Raw genomic sequence first — 21560 nt, forward strand, 5'->3', positions numbered from 1 at the left:
AGATATGGCAAGAATGAAATTTTATGTTGATAACAACAGATGTATTAGTTGTTTTGCTTGTCAAGTGGCTTGCTCTTCAGCTCATGAAACTCCGGTTGGGATAAATCGCCGTAAGGTAATAACATTAAACGATGGCATAGTTGGCAAAGAGGTTTCAACAACCATAGCTTGTCAACACTGCACAGACGCACCTTGCGAGCAGGTTTGCCCTGTAAATTGTTTTTATATTCGTGAAGATGGAATAGTCTTGCACGATAAAGATAAATGTATAGGCTGTGGCTATTGTTTATATGCTTGTCCATTTGGAGCACCTCAATTCCCTAGAGATGGGGCTTTTGGTGTTAAGGGGGAAATGGATAAATGCACTATGTGTGCTGGCGGCCCGGCTCCTACAAACTCACACGAAGAAAGAGAGCTATACGGACAAAATCGTATTGCAGAGGGTAAAGTTCCTATGTGTGCTGCTGTTTGTGCAACAAATGCTCTTTTAGTCGGTGATGCTACAGAGGTATCAAATGTATACAGAAAGCGTGTAACTCTAAGAGGAACAGGCTTTTAAAATATCACTGAAGGACTTTTGTCCTTCTTGTTATTTTTTTGATTGATATTTTTTGCTTTATTCAAGCTCACACAAAATTCCACAAACTTAATTTTATCTTTAACAATTTCTCATATGAATTTTAAAAAATTCCTAAATTTCCTAAAAAATTTGCATTTTTTTCACATTTTCTTGCTCCCCCCCCCTAAAGGTTCTAAATTTTAAACCGATTTAATTATCAAATAACCATAAGGATAGGTTATTAATTAAACATTAAAAGGATTTATAATGAGCTTTAGAATTAATACAAACATTAATGCTATGAACTCACATGCAAATGCAGTTGGTAACAACAGAAACTTATCTAACTCTCTAGGTAGACTTTCATCAGGTTTGAGAATTCAAACAGCAGCAGATGATGCTTCTGGTCTAGCTATTGCAGATAGCTTAAGATCACAAGCTAGTGCTTTAGGTCAAGCTATAGCAAATGGTAATGATGCTATAGGTATCATACAAGTAGCTGATAAAGCTATGGATGAGCAACTTAAAATACTTGATACTATCAAAGTAAAAGCTACTCAAGCAGCTCAAGATGGTCAAACAACAAGATCAAGACAAGCACTACAAGCTGACATAGTAAGACTTATGGAAGAACTAGATAACATAGGCAACTCTACATCATTTAACGGTCAACAACTACTAAATGGAACATTCTCAAATAAAGAGTTTCAAATAGGTGCATACTCAAACCAAACAGTAAAATCTAGCATAGGTGCTACTACATCTGATAAGATAGGACTTACTAGATTTGAAAGTAGTAAGCTTATAACGGAAGCAAAAGGTGCAGTATCACTTACATTTATAAACGTTGATGGTATAAACAATGTAAAAGTTGCAGCTACAGAACTATCTTATGGTCTTGGCAAAGGTATTGGTGCTTTAGCTGAAAACATCAACAAAGTAGCAGATCAAAGTGGTGTAAGGGCTACATTTGATGTAACCATTATAGCTAGTAAAGCTATTACTGCTGGATCTATAGTCTCGTTAAATATAAACGGTGTTAAGATAGGTGACCTTGAAGTTAAGGATAATGACTCAAACGGAACCCTTGTAAATGCCATAAACTCTGTAAAAGATCAAACAGGTGTAGAGGCATCTATAGATCCTCAAGGTAAGCTTGTACTTACAAGTCGTGATGGTCGTGCTATAAAAATTTCTGGCGGAGGAGCAGAAGCAAATGACAAGAAAATCGGTGCGCGTTTAGGTGTATCAGACGAGGTTAAATTAAGTGATAATATGTTTGTAGGTCGCCTTAACCTTGTTCGTCTTGATGGTAGAGATATAAAAATAAGTGGTGGAGATAAAGGTAATGAGAATGGATCTTTCTCTACAGCATTTAGTGGGACCGATGGTGGTTCTCAAGCGTCAGTATCTCTAAGAGAGATAAAAGGACAGATAGATGCTAAGGTAGCAGCAGCTATGGGGTTTCAACGTATGTCAAAATCGGAAATGGAGTCCCCTCAATCAGCAGGTGTTATGACACTACGCGGTGCTATGGCTGTTATGGATATAGCAGAGTCAGCTCAAAGAACACTAGACTTTATCAGATCTGACCTCGGTTCTGTTCAAAACCAACTAGTAGCTACTGTAAATAACATAACAGTAACACAAGTAAATGTTAAATCAGCAGAATCACAAATAAGAGATGTAGACTTTGCAGCAGAATCAGCAAATTTCTCAAAATACAACATACTAGCTCAATCAGGCTCTTATGCTATGAGTCAAGCTAATAGTGTTCAACAAAACGTATTAAAATTACTTCAGTAGTTTAATCACTCTTTACAGCCAAAAATTTTGGCTGTAAAATTTATATCATAAAAAGCAAAAATTAAATTTTTCTTATCATTTCGTATCTCTCACCCGGTTTCATCTCTATTATCTCCCACGGTAAGCCTTGTTTGTTTAGCTCATCCATAAACGGCTTAGCATCAAATGTCTCCATATTAAACACACCTTTACCGCTCCATACACCCTTTGCTACCATCATAGACCCTATCATAGCAGGCACACCGGTAGTGTAACTAACAGCTTGGGCGCCGGTTTCTTTATAGCACTCTTCGTGATCGCATACATTATATATATAAACTTGTCTCTCTTTTCCTTGATGTATACCCCTTATCACACAACCTATATTTGTTTTACCCTTTGTTCTAGGCCCAAGACTAGCAGGATCTGGTAAAAGTGTCTTTAAAAACTGAATAGGCACTATCTTAACACCATTATGCTCTACCTCATCAATACGTAACATTCCCACATTTTGTAAGCATTGCATATGCGTTAGATAGCTTTGTCCAAAAGTCATAAAAAATCTTATTCTTTTAAGCCCTTTTATGTTTTTTATCAAGCTTTCAAGCTCTTCGTGATAAAGCAAATAACTATCCTTTACACCAACCTTTGGATAATCCCAAGCAAAAGAAATCTCCATAGGCTTTGTCTCTATCCACTCACCATTTTCCCAGTATCTTCCGTTTGCTGATACCTCTCTAAGGTTTATCTCGGGATTAAAATTTGTAGCAAAAGGATATCCGTGATCTCCGGCGTTGCAGTCTAAGATATCTATCTCATGTATCTCATCAAATAAATTTTGCTGAGCATAAGCACAAAAAACATTTGTAACACCCGGGTCAAACCCACTTCCAAGCAATGCCATTGTGTTTGCATTTTTAAAGTTTTCATCTTTTTCCCATTGAAGCTTATACTCAAACTTCGCAGTATCAGGGTGTTCATAGTTTGCTGTATCTATGTAAGGAATTCCAGCCTTTACGCAAGCATCCATCAAAGTAAGGTCTTGATAAGGTAAAGCCACATTTAAAAGCAAGTCAGCGCCTGTCTTTTTTATAAGCTCCACAACCGCATCGGTGTCATCAGCATCAATTTGTGCGGTTTTTATATCGACTCCGACTTTTTGTTTTATAAAATCAGCTATTGCATCACATTTACTTTTTGTCCTACTTGCTAGTATTATACTTGTAAAAACATCACTATTCATAGCGCATTTAACGGTAGCTACTTGACTTACACCACCTGCGCCTATTATCAATATATTTGACATTAATAATCCTTTTTTAAAATTTTTGTGATTATATTATATTTAGGCTTATTTTAAAAATTCAGACTAATAAGCCGGGTTAATTCAAAAGCTAAATTTATCTAGCAAACTTTTTTTGTAAAGTTTTTAGCACTATTTTTGCCAACTCTAAGCCCCTTGAGCGATGAGAAATTTCTAGTTTTGTTTGATAATCAAGCTCGCCAACAGTCTTATCAAAACCATTTGGTATAAACATAAAGTCATAACCAAAGCCATTATCTCCACGCTCTTCATTTATCACATCTCCATACATAAATCCGTGAGTGCAAAACTCTCCAAATTTAGAAGAAATCGCTATACAAGCTACATAGTGTGCTTGCGAAGTTGTCATATTTAGTGCATTTAACTCTTGTATGAGCTTTGCTCTATTGCTCTTATCTGTTGCATTTTCGCCACTAAAACGAGCAGAATAAATCCCAGGTCTTCCGCCAAGCACATCAATACAAATTCCACTATCATCACTAAGAGCTACAAACTCATCATCAAGCCCAAGCTCTTTTAGCCTGTCGTATACAGCATTTGATTTTATTAGTGCATTTTCTTTAAATGTAGAACCATTTTCTACTATTTCAAATGGTTGCATTATCTCACTCAAAGCATAAATTTCATAATCTTTTAGAAATTCCTTGATCTCTTTTACTTTATCTTTATTTGAAGTAGCTAAAACAATTTTCAATTTTAGACCTTTTTTGTATTTTTAAAATCTCTTCATTTTATCAAAATGTTGTTTAAATTTAAAAAGTGTGCTAAAATTGACATTTATACAAAAAAGGGAAGAAATATGCTTAAAAGTGTTTTACCGCTTAGTTTTATTGTTGGAAATAGATTTTTTGGCATCTTTATAGTTTTGCCAGTGCTTAGTTTATATGCGCTAAAATTAGATGGTGCAAACGAAAAATTAGTTGGTTTTTTAATAGGTGGCTATGCGATAACACAGATGATTTTTCAAATACCATTTGGTATTTTATCCGACAAAATAGGAAGAAAAAAGACACTTACGATAGGTTTGCTTATATTTATAGTAGGCTCTTTCATAGCAGCAAATGCAACAGATATATATACGATGATAGCAGGTAGACTACTTCAAGGTGTAGGAGCCATAGGGGCTGTTGTAACAGCTATGATTAGTGATTGTACTACAGAAGAAAATCGCTCAAAAGCAATGGCTATAATGGGTATTTTTATAGGTATTGCCTTTTCTGCATCTATGTCATTAAGTCCTATTTTAAGTGAAAAATACGGCATAGGCTCTTTATTTTATATAAGCGGACTACTTAGCGTATTATGTATAATACTTTTATTTACGGCTGTTCCAAAAGAGAAAAAGATACTAAATCACAAAAATAAAGAAAATTTTTCTTTATTACAATTATTTTCACAAAAAGACCTTATGATAATAAATCTCACAAGCCTTATACAAAAAATGCTAACAAGCATAGCGTTTTTAACCATACCGATTATACTAGTTAAAAATCTTGGATATCCTAAATCTGATCTATCAACAGTTTATGCCACTAGTACGTTATTTGGATTTATTGCGATGGGCATTGGTGGGTTTATAGGTGACAAAAAAGGAATGTCAAAATACATTTTGCTAATCGGAGTTGTGTTATTTATAAGCTGTTATAGTGTGTTTAGTATCGCAAAAACACCATTTGTATTTATAGCTGGTGTTGTGATATTTTTTATAGGATTTAACTTGCATGAACCTATAATGCAATCTTGTGCAACAAAATTTGTAAAAACACAACAAAGAGGAAGTGCCTTAGGCGTATTTAATGCATTCGGCTATCTTGGAAGCTCTATAGGCGGTATACTTGGCGGATATATACTTCACGAATACGGCATGTTCGAACTAGCTATACTTTGTGTTATTATATGTTTATTGTGGTTTATAGCACTATTAAGCATGAAAGATCCAAGAGTTTTTAAAATAATAGAATTAGAAAAAGATGCTGATTTGAAAAAAATAATAGGACTAAAAGGTGTGTTTGATATATTTGCAGATGAAAATAATAAATTTATAAAATATGATAGCACTATATTAACTGAAGAAAATATAAAAAAATTATTAAATTAAAAATATATATTTTATAATATGATTTTATACTTAATTTTTCAAAAAATAAGTAATAGTTAAAAAAATTATAATATAATTTAAGTTCTGAAAAGTTTGAAAAAACAAATACCTTAAAGAAAAGGATACGAACATGAGTAAACCAACGAAACCAATGAAAACAATGGATGGTAATGAAGCAGCTGCTTATTCTGCTTATGCCTTTACAGAAGTTGCTGGTATTTATCCAATAACACCTAGTTCGCCTATGGCTGATTATACAGATGTATGGGCTAGTCAAGGAAAGAAAAATATCTTTGGGATGCCTGTTAAGATTATAGAAATGCAAAGTGAAGCAGGTGCGGCTGGTGTTGTACATGGTTCTTTGCAAGCAGGTGCTTTAACTACAACATACACAGCATCACAAGGTCTTTTACTTAAAATACCAAACATGTATAAGATGGCTGGTCAATTACTGCCTGCTGTAATACATGTTAGTGCTAGAAGTATAGCAGCACAAGCGCTTTCTATCTTTGGAGATCACCAAGATATATATGCCTGTCGTCAAACTGGATTTGCAATGCTTGCCAGTGGTTCTGTCCAAGAAACAATGGATCTAGCTGGTGTAGCTCACTTATCAGCCATAAAAGGTAGAGTTCCTTTCTTACATTTCTTTGATGGTTTTAGAACAAGCCATGAAATACAAAAAGTTGAGCTTATGGATTATGCCCATTTTGATAGACTTGTTGATAGAGATGCCATAGCTAAGTTTAGAGATGAAGCTATAAACTCTGAAAGTCCTAAAACAAGAGGAACAGCACAAAATGATGACATATATTTCCAAACAAGAGAATTATCAAACAAATACTATGATGCTGTGCCTGATATAGTAGCTGGTTATTTAAAAGAAATTTCACAAATAACAGGAAGAGATTATAAACCTTTTAACTATTACGGACATCCTGAAGCTGACAGAATAATAATTGCAATTGGTTCTGTTACACAAACACTAGAAGAAGTTATAGATCATCTAATGGAAAAAGGCGAAAAAGTAGGTGTTATAAAAGTTCATCTATATCGTCCATTTAGTACAAAATATCTATTTGATGTTATGCCAAAAACTGTTAAAAAAATAGCTGTTTTAGATAGAACAAAAGAGCCTGGTTCATTAGGTGAGCCTTTATATCTTGATATAAAAACAGCATTTTATGGTAGCGAATTAAATCCTATCATAGTAGGCGGAAGATATGGTCTAAGCTCAAAAGACGTAGATCCTGCTCAAATGATAGCTGTTTATGACAACCTAAAACTAGACAATCCTAAAAATGGCTTTACTGTAGGTATCGTTGATGACGTTACATTTAAGTCATTAGAAGTTGGAGAAAAAATTTCACTAAGCGACAAAGATGCTATAGAGTGTCTATTCTACGGTCTTGGCGCTGATGGTACAGTTGGTGCTAACAAAAACTCAATTAAAATTATCGGAGATAAAACAGATCTTTATGCACAAGCTTACTTTGCATATGATAGTAAAAAATCTGGTGGTTACACAAGAAGCCACTTGAGATTTGGAAAAAATCCTATCAGATCTACATATCTAGTTTCAACTCCTCACTTTGTTGCATGCTCTGTTGCTGCGTATCTTGATATCTATGATGTTATAGGTGGTATCAGAGAGAACGGAACATTCCTTCTTAACTCTATTTGGGATGCAGAAGAAACAATCGCAAAAATTCCAAACAAAGTAAAAAGAATACTTGCTAAGAAAAAAGTTAATTTTTATATCATTAATGCAACAAAATTAGCTCACGAGATAGGACTAAAAAATAGAACAAATACTATTATGCAATCTGCATTCTTCAAACTTGCAAAAATTATACCTTTTGAAGATGCTCAAAAATATATGAAAGAGTATGCTTACAAAACATATAATAAAAAAGGCGAAGCTATAGTTGAAATGAACTATCAAGCTATAGACAGAGGTGCTGATGAGCTTGTAAAAGTTGAAGTTGACCCTAGCTGGGCAAATTTAGAAGATGAGAAAAAAGTAGAAACAAACAACTATGTTGGTAGTGAATTTATTGAAAAAGTTGTAAAACCTATCAATGCAGCAAAAGGCGACCAATTACCTGTTTCAGCCTTTATAGGATTTGAAGATGGACACTTTGAGGCAGGAACAACAGCTTATGAAAAACGTGGTGTTGGTGTAACAGTTCCAAAATGGATAGAAGAAAATTGTATCCAATGTAACCAATGTGCGTTTGTTTGCCCACACGCTGTTATTCGCCCATTCCTTATAAACGATGAAGAGTTAGAAAAAGCTCCTCAAACAGTTAAAGATCACGTTCTAGAGGCAAAAGGTAAAGAGGTCAAAGGATTAAAATACAAAATCCAAGTTAGCCCTCTTGACTGTACAGGTTGTGAGCTTTGCGCACAAAACTGCCCGAGCAAAGAAAAATCACTTGTAATGGTTCCACTTGAAGAAGAGATGGATAAAAACGAACAAGTAAATGCTGATTATCTATTTAAAGAAGTTACATACAAAGATGATATAACTGGTAAAGATAATGTTAAAAATGTAGGCTTTGCTCAACCTTTATTTGAATTCCACGGTGCTTGCCCTGGATGTGGTGAAACTCCTTATATAACACTTTTAACAAGATTGTTTGGCGATCACATGATAATCGCAAATGCAACTGGTTGTAGTTCAATCTATGGTGGCTCTGCACCTTCAACTCCTTATACTAAAAACTCAAAAGGTCGTGGTGTAGCTTGGGCTAACTCACTATTTGAAGACAATGCTGAGTTTGGTATGGGTATGAAAATAGCTGCTGAAACTATGCGTCATCGTATAGAAGATATAATGCTTAGAACAAAAGATCAAGTTCCAAATTCTCTTGCAGCATTATACAATGACTGGTTGGAGCGCAGAAATGACTCTGTTGCAAGTATGCAAATAGCAGATAAGCTTATAGAAATACTAAACCAAAACAAAGATGTTGAAGGTGTTAATGAACTACTATGTCTTAAAAAATACTTCAACTCAAAATCTCAATGGATAATAGGTGGCGATGGCTGGGCTTATGATATAGGCTTTGGTGGTCTTGACCATGTTTTAGCTAGTGGTGAAAATATAAATGTACTGGTTCTAGATACAGAGGTTTATTCTAACACTGGTGGCCAAAGCTCAAAATCATCAAGAACTGGCTCAATAGCACAATTTACAGCTAGCGGAAAACCTGTTCAGAAAAAAGACCTTGGTTATATAGCAATGAGCTATGGCAATATATTTGTTGCTCAAGTAAACTCAAATGCTTCACAGGTAAATGTTATAAAAGCAATGTTAGCAGCTGAAGCATATAATGGCCCTAGCCTTGTGATAGCTTACTCTCCTTGTATAGCTCACGGTATCAAAGGTGGTCTATCACAATCAGGCAACCAAGCTGAACTAGCAACAAAATGTGGTTACTGGCCAACTTATATGTATGATCCAGACCTACTAAGAGCTGGCAAAAACCCAATCAAAATAACTTCAAAAGAGCCTGATTGGAGTCTTTATGAGTCATTCTTGCTAAACGAAGTAAGATATAACGCTCTTAAAAAAGCAAATGCTGAACACGCACAAGAGTTGTTTGATCACAACAAAGCAGATGCTCAAAGAAGATATCGCCAATTAAAACGTTTGGCTACAGCTGATTTTAGCGACGAAATAGCTGAATAAACTTTCATTTGGTTGCACTTAAATGTGCAACCAACTATTATTATAAAAAATATTTTCCCTTGTAAAATCAATAAATTTTATTTTTATACATCTATGTTTAAAATCTTACAATAAAGAATCAATATAAAACCTATAAAATTTATCAAACTGAGTAAAAAAATTATTAAAAAATAAATATCAAATTTTGATAAACTAATACAACAAATTAAGTGGTATAAATTTTAAGGATTTACAAGAGCTTCAACGCACTAAAAATCTTTCAAAAATTTAACAATAAATATAAGTTAAAATCTAATAAAAAAATCATAGAAGTAAATCATAAAGCTCTTAAAAATACAACACCTGTGATTTATATGGCTATTTCATAAATGATTGTTAAGCTTAGAAGAAATAAACGATTTATTTTAAGCTTATTTTGCATTATGGGATACATTAAAAAATTGTTTGATATAAAAATTAGTTTTTTACAAAAAAATATAAATATAATAAATAACAACCACCAACATAAATCAGTGGTTGTTATAGTTTATTTAACAATTAAAACTTATAAGAAAGTCCTATTGTTCCATTGTAGTGTTGTTGTTTTGATTTAGCTTTTACGCCAAAGTTTATATTTGTAGATAGATTATCAGTTAGTTTCATCTCTGCACCTGTTTTAAGTGTAAAGAATGTGTTTTTATCTTTTTTAGATGCATATTTGATATTTTCTGTTGAGTTTACAAATGCTAGCTCTGTATCTTTCATACTCTTGGTTAATTCTCTTTGTATACCTGGAGTTATATATAAGAAGTTACCGTTTGCTATATATGTTCTAAACTCTACTGCTGCTTTAGCTGATAGTGTTTTTATAGTGCTTCCTTTAAAGCTTACAGGAACTTTACCAGTTTCTTTAAAGCCTTTAGTATTTATATGGCTATACTCTAAACCAATCATTGGTTTCATAAAAGAGTTGTTGTTTATATCAAATATATAACCATAATCAATACTTGTATTAAAGAACTTGCTATTGTATTTAGCATTAGCATCAAAGTCTGAATCTATAGTTACTTTTCTATCTAGTTTGTTTTTACCTTTACCATAAGATACTTTAGCATCTATTTCGTTTTGCTCTATATACATTCTAGTATAAGCACCAAAGTGATAGTTGTCTGATTTGGTTGTTAGTGTATCACTTGATGATTTAGCATTAGTATATCCAGCATATCCACCAATTATCATATTATCAAATGCTTTATCATAACCTAACATAAATCCATAAGTATTTGTATTTGCTTGAGATTTTAATTTAGCTTTACCGCCCATGATATTTCCCCATAGGTTGCTGTCATAGTTAAATCTATTTGTATACTCTTTTACTACACTTGAAAGAGTATCTCCGTTATCTGCAAATTTATTATCACTTAGATTTTTTATAGCATAAGCTAAAGCTAGATCATCATTTAATGGATTGCTTAGTTTAGCAAGTCTTGAGTTTATAGCTGAACCAACACTTGATAAAAGTGTATCTACTGTTTTATTGTCTTTAAACTCTTTTGAAACTTCTTCTAATGAGCTATTTATATTTTTAGCTAAGATAGCTATGTCTTCAGCTTCAGTTTTTAATAATAGATTATTAACTTCTTCATTATTAGTAACAGATAATAAAGACAATACTGTTTGAGCTTCATCTTTGTTTAGTTCTAAATTTTTATCACTTGATATAGCTTCTGCTCTTTCTTTTTTGGCTTGATTTAGTTTTGCATCTAGTTCTTTATTGAAATCCGCTATGATTTTAGCTCTTTCTTCTGGGTTGTCTTTTGCTTTTAGTGCTTTTTCGGCTTTGTCTACTACTTCTTGTTGTTCTACGATTTTTTTCTCTTGTTCTACGATTTTTTTCTCTTGTTGTGTGATTTTATCATCCAGTGCTTTTAGAAACTGTTCTTTACCTTCCTCTTGTGATCCTTCAAGATATTTTTTTAATCCTTCAAGGTCTTTTTTTATTCCTTCGAACAATTCTTTTACTACTTCAAGGTCTTTTTTTTCTTTTGCAGCTTGTTCTTTTTCTTTTTGAAATTTATCAGTATAACTATTTCCATCTTTTTGGACTTTTTCTAGTTCTTGTTTTCTATCTTGTATCTTTTTTTGTATATTTGTTATATCATCTAAAGATGATCCAGATGTTTCATTACCATAAGCATTTATAGCTATCATTGCGCCTAATAATGCACAACATGCAATCTTTGAAATTTTCATTTTATCTCCTTGAGTAAATTCAACTATATTTTACCCCTCCCCATATTAAAATAAGATAAATATGTGATAGAAATTTGTATGTTTTATAAGATTGGTGTTGTTTGTGTATGTGTAGTAACCACAACCCTTGGTTAGAGTTGTGGTTGGTAGTTTAGTTGTATATCTTAGAATTTGTATTTAAGTCCTATTGTTCCATCAAAGTATTGTTGTTTTGATTTAGCTTTTACACCAAAGTTAACATTTGTAGATAAAGCATCTGTTAGTTTTAATTCTGCACCTGTTTTAAGTGTAACAAATCTTCCTTTTTTATCATCTGCTTTTAGTTTGATATCTTTGTTTGAACCTATAAATCTAGCTACAGGATCTTTTACATCTTTGTATACTTCTGCTTCAAATCCTGGAGTTATGTATAGGTAGTTTCCATTGTCTACATATTTTCTAAACTCTAAACCTAGTTTAGCATTTAAAGATTTTGAAGTAACACCATTAAATGATAATGGTAATTTTCCAGTTTCTTTGAAAGCTTTTGATTTAGAGTGAGAATAATCAAGTCCTACTAATGGTTTTACAAATAAGCTATCGCTTAGATTCATTACATAACCATAATCAACTGCAAATGATGTATATGTAGTATCATATTTACCGTTTTGAGTTAATACATCACCATTGCTTTTTACATATCTATCAATTTTGTTTTTAGCTTTACCAAATGATACTCTTGTATCTATCTCGCTATTGTCTATATATGTTCTAGCATATAGACCAAATTGATAGTTGCTTGCTTTTGTGTTGATTAGGCTAGAATCAGATTTTGATTTAGCAAGAGTCATATATCCACCTACTATTGTGTTATCAAATGCTCTATCATAACCTATACTAAAGCCATGTAGTTCTGGATTAGAACTATCTTTTACTTTACCTTTTGCACCTATAACATTTGCCCATATATTGTTGTCATTGTTAAATCTATCTGTATATGATTTTATTACAGATGATACACTATCACCATTATCAGCAAATTTATCATTGCTTAGTTTATTTATAGCAGATGCTAATGCTAAGTCTTCATTAAATGGGTTGCTTAGTTTAGCAAGTCTTGTTTGTGTTGATAGTTGGCTACTGAAATTAACCATATCTAGATTAGATACTTTACCTATTTCAGATGAAGCTTCTTTGATTGAGTCTTCGTTTGATTTTACGAAAGATACTAAAGAATTTTTGTCTAAAATTAAAGCTTTTTCTGCCGCATCATTAGAATTTACTATATCAAATATAATTGAGATAACATCTTTGCCCATTGATGACAGAGGTGTTTTGGGGTCTTTTGTGAAGGCATCTTTTCTTAAATCCAAACTATCGTTATATGCTTGTTCAGCATTTTCAAAGCCTATTTCAGATTGTATTACTTGATATATCTGCTTACCATTATTGTAATTAAATACTTTCAAAGCTTCTTCTACTTTTTTTTGTAATTCACTTGCTTTTTTATCTTCATCGGCAGCAATAACAACACCAGCTTCTTTTGCTTTTGCTAGTGCATCATCAAATGCTTTTTTCTTTGCTTCATCTTGTTTGCCTTGTTGATCCGCATCATAATCTTTTGCAGCATCATCTAAAACTTTTTGAATTTCTGTTAAGGCTGTTTGTTGAGCTAAAAGCTCTCTAGGTGTAGATTTTAGAATTATGTTTTTAGCTGCTTGTTTGTTATTATTTTCAACTTCTTGTTTAAATCCCTTATATGTCTCAAGAGCTTTTTTGAGTTGTTCCTTTTTCTCTTCCCTTTCTGCATATATCACACTAATCATTTTATCATTTTGATTAAATTCAAACAAACTATCTCTCATTATAAAAGCTATTACAGCATCCTTTACTTTATTATCACCTTGAAATTTAGAAGTAATTTGATCAAATTCGGTTATATCTAAAGCATCTTTTACTTGTTTAGCATCAGTAATCTTACTAAGATCTTTATTATCTTTTTTTAGTTTTACTCCAGCATCCATAAGAACTTTAGCTGCGACTTTTGCTTGTTCTAAATTTAGCTGTTTATTTTTACCTTCTAATGTCCCTACAGCGTCGGCAAGCTCTTTTGCATGTTCTGCATTTTTGATAGTTATCTCTACTTCTTGACCAGCGCTATTGTTGCCTATTGTAAGTTTATGATTAGTGCCTAAAGCTTCTGCAGCATCTTTTATGCCTTTAGATATCTCTTTTATGATTTGAGTATCTTCTGATGAAAAATCAATTGCGCCATCTTCGTTAATTTCGGAGATATAATCCATTTTTTTTTCAACAAACCAATCTTCTCTTACTTCAACAGCTTTGTGAAATTCTTTCATAAAGCCATCCATAAGACCGATTACAATTTCTCTATTAGTACCTTTAAAGAATTTTTCAAAATCGCTCTTAGTAACATCACCAGTTAAAGCAAAGTCCTTAGCAACACCACTATTTTTACCTTGAATTGTAATCTCTACTTTTTGTCCATTTTTTGTAAGCTTGACTTTATTACCTTTATCATCATCATATTCTATATAATCTTTTGTACCGCCCTTACCATCAGGGTATCCATCATTATCTCCTATATAGTACATTTTTCTTCTAGCTGAATCGATTTGCTGTATCAATTTGTCTATATTTTTTGTATTATCAGTATTATTATTATTATTCTCTCTTGGATCATAGTCTTTAAGATAATCTACATATTTTTTAAGCTCTTGTAGGGCGGATGTGATATCTTTCTCTGCTTTTTGAGATGTTTTTAACTTTGATTTCTCTTCTTTATAGTGTTCAATTGCATTTTGTTTATCATCTCCATAAACACAAACACCTTGGGTTAAGGCAACAGCGATCAAGGTCGCACTAGCAATCTTTGAAATTTTCAACTTTTTCTCCTTAAGTAAAATTTATCTAGATATTTTACCCCCTCCTATATTAAATTATTATTAAAAATTCATATTACTAATAACATAAATAATAAAAAATTAAAATAAATCTAAAATTTTGACTTATACTACAAATAAAAAAGAAAAAAATATTATAAATAATTTAAAAGTAAGCTGTTTAACAAAACAACAAATTCAAATTTATGTTTTGATGTAGGTATTTTTTAACTAGATAAAATTTTCAAGCCCGAAATTCAGGCTTGAAAAGTATTTATTTGATCCAAGATACTAGATTTTTTATATCTCGGCGATATTTTGTAGGTTGTTCATTTAAGCGGTATCCAACCGGTAGCATTATAGCTATGCGATGTTTTCTTGGATCTAAGCCAAGTATCTCGCCAACAGCTACTTTATCAAGGCCTTCCATAGGACAACTATCTATGCCTTTAAATGCCGCAGCATTCATTATATTTGTAGCAGCAAACATAGCTTGTGCATGAGCCCAAGTATAAAGTAGCTCTTCTTCGTCTTTGAAACTATTTTTTAGAAAATTTCTATAAAACTCAACTCTTTTGGCTTTCTCTTCTTCGTTTTTATCTAGTCTCATACCAACAACTTGTTCTACATAAGTGCCATCACTTTTAAGCTCTGAAAGCTTAGATAGTATAAATATCAAATGTGAAGAGGTGATAACTTGCTGTTGATTGTGACTTTTTTCTTGTATCTTTTTGCGAAGTTCTTTATTTTCAACCACCAAAAAGTCCCAAGGCTCAAAACCCATAGAGCTAGGACTAAGCCTGCCTGCTTCTAGTATATAGTTTATATCATCATCGGATACTTTTTTGTTTTCATCAAAAATTTTAGTAGCATGACGAAATTTCAAAATGTCAAGATAGTCTTGCATAATTCTTCCTTTATAAATTAGTTTTTAAGAAGAGCTACATACTTATCAGCATAGTTTTTGATATCATCATCACTTGCATTTAAAGCACCGCCACTTACAAATATTTTATTTAGACTCATACCACAATAGCCAGCTGTTGCTTGAAGTGGTAATAAAAGCTCATCATAAGTAAGAGCTACTTTACCTTGCTTAGAATACTCAGCTTCAGCTGTTCCAGAGCTTACCGCTACTTGAAACTGTTTACCTTTTAGCTTATCTCCACTTGTTCCATAAGCCCAACCATAAGCAAATACTAAATCAACATAAGCTTTTAACATAGGTGGCATACCAAACCAAAAAAGAGGAAACTGAAAAACTATCCTATCTGCATTTTCTAAGATTTTTTGTTCATTAGCAACATCTATCTTGCTTGTATCAGTGCCGTAAATTTCTTCTAAATGTCTAACAACGACATTATCAGCACCTTTTGCCGCTTCAAATAAGGTCTTATTTACACGAGAATTCTCGTAATAAGGATGAGACATAATTATAACTGTTTTCATTTTTTGCTCCTTAAAAGTTATTTATGTAACTTTATACTATATCCACTTAAATTTTGCAAATTTGAAAAATTATATTTATAATTTTTATCTAATTTGACAACTACACGGTAATAATTCTTATGCCAACCAACTGTAATATCTTTAAATGCACCACAATCAACATTTATGCTGCGAGTTTTAAATCTATTTTTTCTTTTAAAATCAATAACAATCTTATTTTTTTCATACTTAAAGTGTTTAACGACCTTATCAGCTGTTAAAATTTTCATACTCATAGGATTAATATCAAATCTTAAAAAATCAAATATTTTAATGCTTTTTAGTGGGAGTTGAACTTGCGATATAGATATATTTTGTGTGTCTTTAATATTTATTTTTGTATTTTCATTTGATGCAACAGATGATATTTTCATCTCTTCTGGTACTGAGATTATTTTTTTTGTTTTATTGTCATCTTGTGTTGAGTTTATATCAAGAATCTTAATGCTACTTTTTTCTGGCATAGTAACAGAAACATCAAGTTTTTCACTCTTTGGAATTTCTAGATCTTTTATCTTAGCAATCACATATTTATTTTTGAAATTTATGGTTTCATTTATGTCTAGTTTTTTCTCTTTTATACTACCGTCGCTTGCTCGATATTTAAATTTAACATCAAGAAGCAAAGAGGCATCACTAGGAAAATTTACATTTCTCTTTTCAAATTCTTTATACTCTTCTTTTATATTTGTAGTAACTATACTTGTATTTAAATCATTCATGGAAACAAAAGGATTTTCTCTTGCATAAACACCAAAAACCAAAACAAATATCAATAAAATTTTATTCATAACACTCACTTTTTACTTACATCGGATTCAAGGTCTTTTAGCTCAAAATACTCTTTTTGCAGTCTAGAATTTTCTTTTTTAAGATATTCAACATCTTTGATTAGATTTTCTTTTTTGTTTTGCAAACTAAGCATAACATCCAAAGACCTCTTTCCAAATAGCATATTACCTATATATATGCCAAACAAAATGACACAACAGACAACACCAATGTATTTTAATATTTCCAAAAAAGAGTATTTTTTCTTGAACTTTTTTTGCTCTTTGTCATACTCTTTTAAAATTTCACTCAAATTTTATTTCCCAAAAACTCGCTAGTTTCTAATTCTATTTCAAGAAGTCTATTGTATTTTGCATTTCTTTCACTTCTACTTGTAGCACCAGTTTTTATCTCGCCTGTGTTTAAAGCAACGGCGAAATCAGCTATGAAGCTATCTTCGCTTTCGCCACTTCTATGACTCATTATACAACGATAGCCATTTCTTTGAGCAAGGCGAACTGTTTGCATTGTTTGAGATACAGAGCCTATTTGATTTGGTTTTATCAAAATAGCATTTGCGATACCTTTTTGTATACCTTCATTTAGTATCTCTTCATTTGTTACAAAAAGATCATCACCTACTAATTGAACTTTACCACCAAGCTTATTTGTTAGGATTTTCCATCCATCCCAGTCATCTTCACTAAGTCCATCTTCTATAGAAAAGATAGGATATTTATCGCACAATCCAACATAATAATCAACAAGTTGTTCGCTACTTAATTTCTCGCCACAAACTTCGTATTTTCCATCTTTATAAAGCTCACTAGAAGCGACATCAAGTGCTAGTTTTATCTGCTCTCCGGCTTTGTATCCAGCTTCTTGTATGGCTTGCATTATTAGTTTTATAGGCTCTTCGTTGTCTTTTAAATTTGGAGCAAAACCACCCTCATCGCCAACTGCTGTGCTATGTCCTGCATTATTTAATATGTTTTTTAGTTTGTGATAAATTTCAGTAGCCGCCCTTAAAGCATCGCTAAAGTTTGAAAAACCAAAAGGCATAATCATAAACTCTTGAAAATCAACACTATTGTTTGCATGAGCGCCGCCGTTTATTATATTAAACATTGGAACCGGAAGCACGCTAGCATTTGCACCGCCAAGATATCTATACAAAGGAATATTTAAGCTTTTTGCTGCTGCCCTAGCTACTGCCATAGAAACACCCAAAACAGCATTAGCACCTAAATTTGAATAGTTTTTAGTTCCATCAAGTTCAAGCATCTCATCATCAACCGCTTTTTGATTGTAAGCATCAAGGCCTATTATAGCTTCTGCAATTTTTTCATTTACATTTGAAACCGCAGTTAAAACACCTTTTCCGCCGTATCTTTCATCTTTGTCTCTTAGCTCTAAAGCTTCTCTTTTACCTGTGCTTGCACCACTTGGAACTATCGCACTTTCAACAGTTCCATCACTTAATGCAACAAAGGCTTTTATTGTTGGATTTCCTCTACTGTCTAAAACTTCTATCGCGCTTACATCTTCAATATATATCATTATTCATCTCCCAAATCATCTTCTGTTTTATCATCATCTTTATTGGTTAAAATTTGAGCTATCCCCATAGAGCTTTTTATGGTTTCTATGATCTCATTTGCAACATCTTGATTTTCTTTCAAATAAGCCTTTGAGTTCTCTCTACCCTGACCTAATTTGCTAGTTTTATAGCTAAACCAAGCACCTGATTTATCTATAACATCAAGCTTAACACCATAATCAATAATCTCACCTTCTCTACTTATACCCTCGCCAAACATTATGTCAAACTCAGCTGTTTTAAAAGGTGGTGCCACTTTATTTTTAACAACCTTAACCTTAGCTCTATTTCCTATTGGTTCATCGTTTTGTTTTAGTGTAGCAACTTTTCTTACATCAAGTCTAACAGAGGCATAAAATTTAAGCGCATTTCCACCTGTTGTTGTTTCAGGTGTTCCATATCCCATAGCGCCTATCTTCATACGAATTTGATTTATAAAAATAACAGTTGTTCCCATTTTATGAACAACGCCGGTTAGCTTTCTAAGCGCTTGGCTCATAAGTCTTGCTTGAAGTCCAACGTGCTGATCGCCCATATCGCCTTCTATCTCGCTTTTTGGAGTTAGTGCAGCAACACTATCAACCACTATAAGATCGATAGCTCCGCTTCTTGCTAGTGTTTCTACTATATCCAAAGCTTGCTCGCCAAAATCAGGCTGAGAGACATATAAATTGTCAGTATCAACACCTAAATTTGAAGCATATTTTACGTCAAGTGCGTGTTCAGCATCTACAAACGCACAAGTCCCACCTGCTTTTTGAGCTTGTGCTATGATGTGAAGTGTTAAGGTAGTCTTACCTGAACTCTCAGGACCATATACTTCTATAATACGCCCCTTAGGAACACCGCCTATACCAAGAGCCAAATCAAGCCCCAAAGAGCCAGTCGGTATAGAGTCAATAGGCTCAATTTCTTTATCGCCAAGTCTTACCATAGTGCCTTTACCAAAGGCTTTATCTATCTGCTTTAAAGCAAGGTCTAATGCCTTTTTTTTCTCTGCATCATTTTTTGTTTCAGTTGTATTTTTTTCTTTTTTTTTGGTATCTTTTTCCATATATTGCCTTAAATAAAAATTTACTAGATTTTATCCAAAAAATATGAAAATTCACTTTAAACAAATACCATCCAAACATAAAATAATATACTTCAAAAAATATTTTTATCTATTTTACACCAAATCTTAATTGCTTAAATTGTATACAGTAGAGTTAGTTAGCTGTTTTTGTATTAATTGCTTTAAAAGGTTTATCTGCTATATATGTTTTTTATTCTTTCAAGTATGTTTTATTTTTCTAACTATAGTCAACAAAACAATTTATTAAACGGTTAAATTTGTAGGTATTTTTTTGTATTTTAATGGAATATGCAAAAATTTATTTATATAAAATTTTAAACAATAAATAAAATAAAATATTTTTCAACTAAATATTACTAAAATTAAAGTGATTTTAGCATAAAATACAAAACTTAAATATTTTAAAAAAGGAAAGTGAGTGAGTGAACTATCAAATAATCTATTAACAATTTTAACTCAAATTGTTAATACTCTAAACAACTACTTATGGAGTAGTTTGGTTTATATACTTCTTGCTGTTGGTATATATTTTACAATTCGCACAAGATTTTTACAGATTAGGCTTTTTAAACAAAGTATCCGAAGAATGGTTGTAGGAAAAAGAGTTTCGGCGCATGCCATAAGCCCATTTCAAGCTTTTGCAACTGGTCTTGCTAGCAGGGTAGGCACGGGAAATGTGGCTGGTGTTGCCATTGCGATTAGTTTAGGTGGTGCTGGCGCTGTGTTTTGGATGTGGATTACAGCACTTATAGGTATGTCTTCGGCCTTTGTAGAAAGCTCATTAGCTCAACTTTATAAGATAAAAAATCCTGATGGAAGAGGATATAGAGGTGGTCCAGCATACTATATCACACAAGGTCTAGGGATGAGATGGCTTGGCGTAGCTTTTGCAGTATCATTAATACTAGCTTTTGGTTTTGTTTTTAACTCTGTTCAAGCAAACACAATAACAGCAGTTACATCAAAAGCATGGGATTGGAATATAGAATACGTAGCTGTTGGGCTAGTTATATTGACCGCTCCTATTATATTTGGTGGCATAAAAAGAGTTGCCAAGGTGGCTGAGAAAATAGTTCCTGTAATGGCTTTGGCTTATTTGCTAATAGCTGTTTATATTATTATTACAAATCTTGGCGAAGTTCCTGTTGTTTTTGGTAAAATATTTAAAGATGCTTTTAATTTTAGTGCAGCCGGTGGTGGAGTTGTAGGTGGTCTTACTGCAGCTATGCTAAATGGTATAAAAAGAGGACTTTTCTCAAATGAAGCCGGTATGGGTTCGGCTCCAAATGCGGCGGCAGCAAGTGACGCTTGGCACCCTGCGAACCAAGGTCTTATACAAATGCTTGGTGTTTTTGTGGATACCATAGTAGTTTGTTCTTGCACAGCATTTATCATACTTCTTAGTGGGGCTATTGGCACTGAGGGTATAGACGGCGCTCAAATAACGCAGCTTGCTATACAGCATAGTGTAGGCGACTGGGGCGGAAGCTTCCTTGCTATATTGTTATTCTTCTTCTGTTTTAGCTCTATTATAGGAAATTATGCCTATGCTGAAAGCAACATGCAATTTATCAAAAACTCCCCAATTACATTAACTATATTTCGTATAATTGTGCTTTTTATGGTGTATTTTGGCTCAGTTCAAAAGATAGGTTTGGTATGGGATATGGCAGATGCTTCAATGGCTATAATGGCTGTTATAAACTTAATTGTAATTGTAATAATGGCACCAACGGCTATGCTTTTACTAAAAGACTTTGAAGAACAAGTAAAAGAACACCATAGCCCTGAGTTTGACATTAGCAAATATCCAGAACTACATAAAAAAGTCGGCTCTGATGTATGGGTCAAAGGTAAAACCGAACACGGTTTTTGATCTAAACCCAACTAAAATAATAAAACTTGGCATACAAAATCTGTGTGCCAAGTATAAAATTCGTAACATCATAAAACATACAAACTAAGCAAAAATTTACTTTATAAAAGGTATATTAAAAGATCATAATTATCGCAAAGTATTTTAAAACTAAGAAAAGATTTTTAATAGAT

The 21560-nt window shown here is 32.7% G+C and carries 15 protein-coding genes; 5 read left to right on the forward strand and 10 right to left on the reverse strand.

Annotation, left to right across the window (positions count from 1 at the left end; genetic code table 11):
* Positions 1-4 precede the first annotated feature (4 nt).
* Together fdh3B and CPIN17260_RS08075 are read left to right on the forward strand one after the other, a co-directional pair.
* Positions 5-559 (forward strand): formate dehydrogenase FDH3 subunit beta, encoded by a 555-nt coding sequence (gene fdh3B, locus CPIN17260_RS08070; protein WP_069633007.1) that lies wholly within the window; start codon positions 5-7, stop codon positions 557-559.
* Between the two features lie 267 nt (positions 560-826).
* Positions 827-2365, forward strand: a complete 1539-nt coding sequence (locus CPIN17260_RS08075; RefSeq protein ID WP_078440858.1) for a flagellin B — start codon at positions 827-829, stop codon at positions 2363-2365.
* A gap of 61 nt (positions 2366-2426) precedes the next feature.
* On the opposite strand, the gene CPIN17260_RS08080 is transcribed toward CPIN17260_RS08075, so the two are convergent.
* Together CPIN17260_RS08080 and CPIN17260_RS08085 are read right to left on the reverse strand one after the other, a co-directional pair.
* Positions 2427-3650 (reverse strand): saccharopine dehydrogenase family protein, encoded by a 1224-nt coding sequence (locus CPIN17260_RS08080; RefSeq protein ID WP_078440859.1) that lies wholly within the window; start codon positions 3648-3650, stop codon positions 2427-2429.
* Positions 3651-3744: 94 nt separating this feature from the next.
* On the reverse strand, positions 3745-4362 hold the full coding sequence (locus CPIN17260_RS08085; protein WP_078440860.1) for a non-canonical purine NTP pyrophosphatase: 618 nt from the start codon (positions 4360-4362) through the stop codon (positions 3745-3747).
* 105 nt (positions 4363-4467) lie between these two features.
* On the opposite strand from CPIN17260_RS08085, the gene CPIN17260_RS08090 reads away from it, so the two are divergent.
* Complete coding sequence (locus tag CPIN17260_RS08090; protein ID WP_078440861.1) at positions 4468-5766, forward strand: MFS transporter; 1299 nt, start codon at positions 4468-4470, stop codon at positions 5764-5766.
* 130 nt (positions 5767-5896) lie between these two features.
* Positions 5897-9463, forward strand: a complete 3567-nt coding sequence (gene nifJ, locus CPIN17260_RS08095) for a pyruvate:ferredoxin (flavodoxin) oxidoreductase (protein WP_069636814.1) — start codon at positions 5897-5899, stop codon at positions 9461-9463.
* Between the two features lie 537 nt (positions 9464-10000).
* Here the strand turns inward: nifJ and CPIN17260_RS08100 are convergent.
* The 8 genes from CPIN17260_RS08100 to recA all read right to left on the reverse strand — a co-directional run bounded on the left by CPIN17260_RS08100 (position 10001) and on the right by recA (position 19490).
* On the reverse strand, positions 10001-11695 hold the full coding sequence (locus CPIN17260_RS08100) for an autotransporter outer membrane beta-barrel domain-containing protein (protein WP_078440862.1): 1695 nt from the start codon (positions 11693-11695) through the stop codon (positions 10001-10003).
* 164 nt (positions 11696-11859) lie between these two features.
* The gene (locus tag CPIN17260_RS08105) at positions 11860-14580 is read right to left on the reverse strand and encodes an autotransporter outer membrane beta-barrel domain-containing protein (protein ID WP_078440863.1); all 2721 of its coding nucleotides are present in this window, start codon (positions 14578-14580) and stop codon (positions 11860-11862) included.
* Positions 14581-14851: 271 nt separating this feature from the next.
* Complete coding sequence (locus CPIN17260_RS08110; protein ID WP_078440864.1) at positions 14852-15484, reverse strand: NAD(P)H-dependent oxidoreductase; 633 nt, start codon at positions 15482-15484, stop codon at positions 14852-14854.
* Between the two features lie 17 nt (positions 15485-15501).
* Positions 15502-16026, reverse strand: coding sequence for an NAD(P)H-dependent oxidoreductase (locus CPIN17260_RS08115; protein WP_069633289.1), 525 nt, complete (start codon positions 16024-16026; stop codon positions 15502-15504).
* A gap of 17 nt (positions 16027-16043) precedes the next feature.
* Positions 16044-16856, reverse strand: coding sequence for an AMIN domain-containing protein (locus CPIN17260_RS08120; protein WP_078406239.1), 813 nt, complete (start codon positions 16854-16856; stop codon positions 16044-16046).
* Positions 16857-16861: 5 nt separating this feature from the next.
* Positions 16862-17149 carry a septum formation initiator gene (locus CPIN17260_RS08125; protein ID WP_069633287.1) on the reverse strand — a complete coding sequence of 96 codons (288 nt, stop codon included), beginning with the start codon at positions 17147-17149 and terminating at the stop codon, positions 16862-16864.
* Entirely contained in the window at positions 17146-18396 is a 1251-nt protein-coding gene (gene eno / locus CPIN17260_RS08130; RefSeq protein WP_069633286.1) for a phosphopyruvate hydratase, read from the reverse strand. Before eno ends, CPIN17260_RS08125 begins: the two co-directional genes overlap by 4 nt.
* On the reverse strand, positions 18396-19490 hold the full coding sequence (recA, locus tag CPIN17260_RS08135; protein WP_069633285.1) for a recombinase RecA: 1095 nt from the start codon (positions 19488-19490) through the stop codon (positions 18396-18398). The genes eno and recA overlap by 1 nt, the downstream gene beginning before the upstream one ends.
* 439 nt (positions 19491-19929) lie before the next feature.
* Here recA and CPIN17260_RS08140 point away from each other — a divergent pair, with 439 nt between their 5' ends.
* On the forward strand, positions 19930-21387 hold the full coding sequence (locus tag CPIN17260_RS08140; protein WP_078415653.1) for an alanine/glycine:cation symporter family protein: 1458 nt from the start codon (positions 19930-19932) through the stop codon (positions 21385-21387).
* Positions 21388-21560: the final 173 nt, after the last annotated feature.

The organism is Campylobacter pinnipediorum subsp. pinnipediorum (genome assembly GCF_002021925.1).
GTDB classification, from domain to species: domain Bacteria; phylum Campylobacterota; class Campylobacteria; order Campylobacterales; family Campylobacteraceae; genus Campylobacter_A; species Campylobacter_A pinnipediorum.

Bases quoted from the DNA above. Each gene is read 5' to 3' on its own strand.
- CPIN17260_RS08115 (WP_069633289.1), bottom strand. From the start codon at position 16,026: ATGAAAACAGTTATAATTATGTCTCATCCTTATTACGAGAATTCTCGT.
- CPIN17260_RS08090 (WP_078440861.1), top strand. From the start codon at position 4,468: ATGCTTAAAAGTGTTTTACCGCTTAGTTTTATTGTTGGAAATAGATTT.
- fdh3B (WP_069633007.1), top strand. From the start codon at position 5: ATGGCAAGAATGAAATTTTATGTTGATAACAACAGATGTATTAGTTGT.
- CPIN17260_RS08100 (WP_078440862.1), bottom strand. From the start codon at position 11,695: ATGAAAATTTCAAAGATTGCATGTTGTGCATTATTAGGCGCAATGATA.
- CPIN17260_RS08110 (WP_078440864.1), bottom strand. From the start codon at position 15,484: ATGCAAGACTATCTTGACATTTTGAAATTTCGTCATGCTACTAAAATT.
- nifJ (WP_069636814.1), top strand. From the start codon at position 5,897: ATGAGTAAACCAACGAAACCAATGAAAACAATGGATGGTAATGAAGCA.
- CPIN17260_RS08120 (WP_078406239.1), bottom strand. From the start codon at position 16,856: ATGAATAAAATTTTATTGATATTTGTTTTGGTTTTTGGTGTTTATGCA.
- CPIN17260_RS08080 (WP_078440859.1), bottom strand. From the start codon at position 3,650: ATGTCAAATATATTGATAATAGGCGCAGGTGGTGTAAGTCAAGTAGCT.
- recA (WP_069633285.1), bottom strand. From the start codon at position 19,490: ATGGAAAAAGATACCAAAAAAAAAGAAAAAAATACAACTGAAACAAAA.
- CPIN17260_RS08075 (WP_078440858.1), top strand. From the start codon at position 827: ATGAGCTTTAGAATTAATACAAACATTAATGCTATGAACTCACATGCA.
- eno (WP_069633286.1), bottom strand. From the start codon at position 18,396: ATGATATATATTGAAGATGTAAGCGCGATAGAAGTTTTAGACAGTAGA.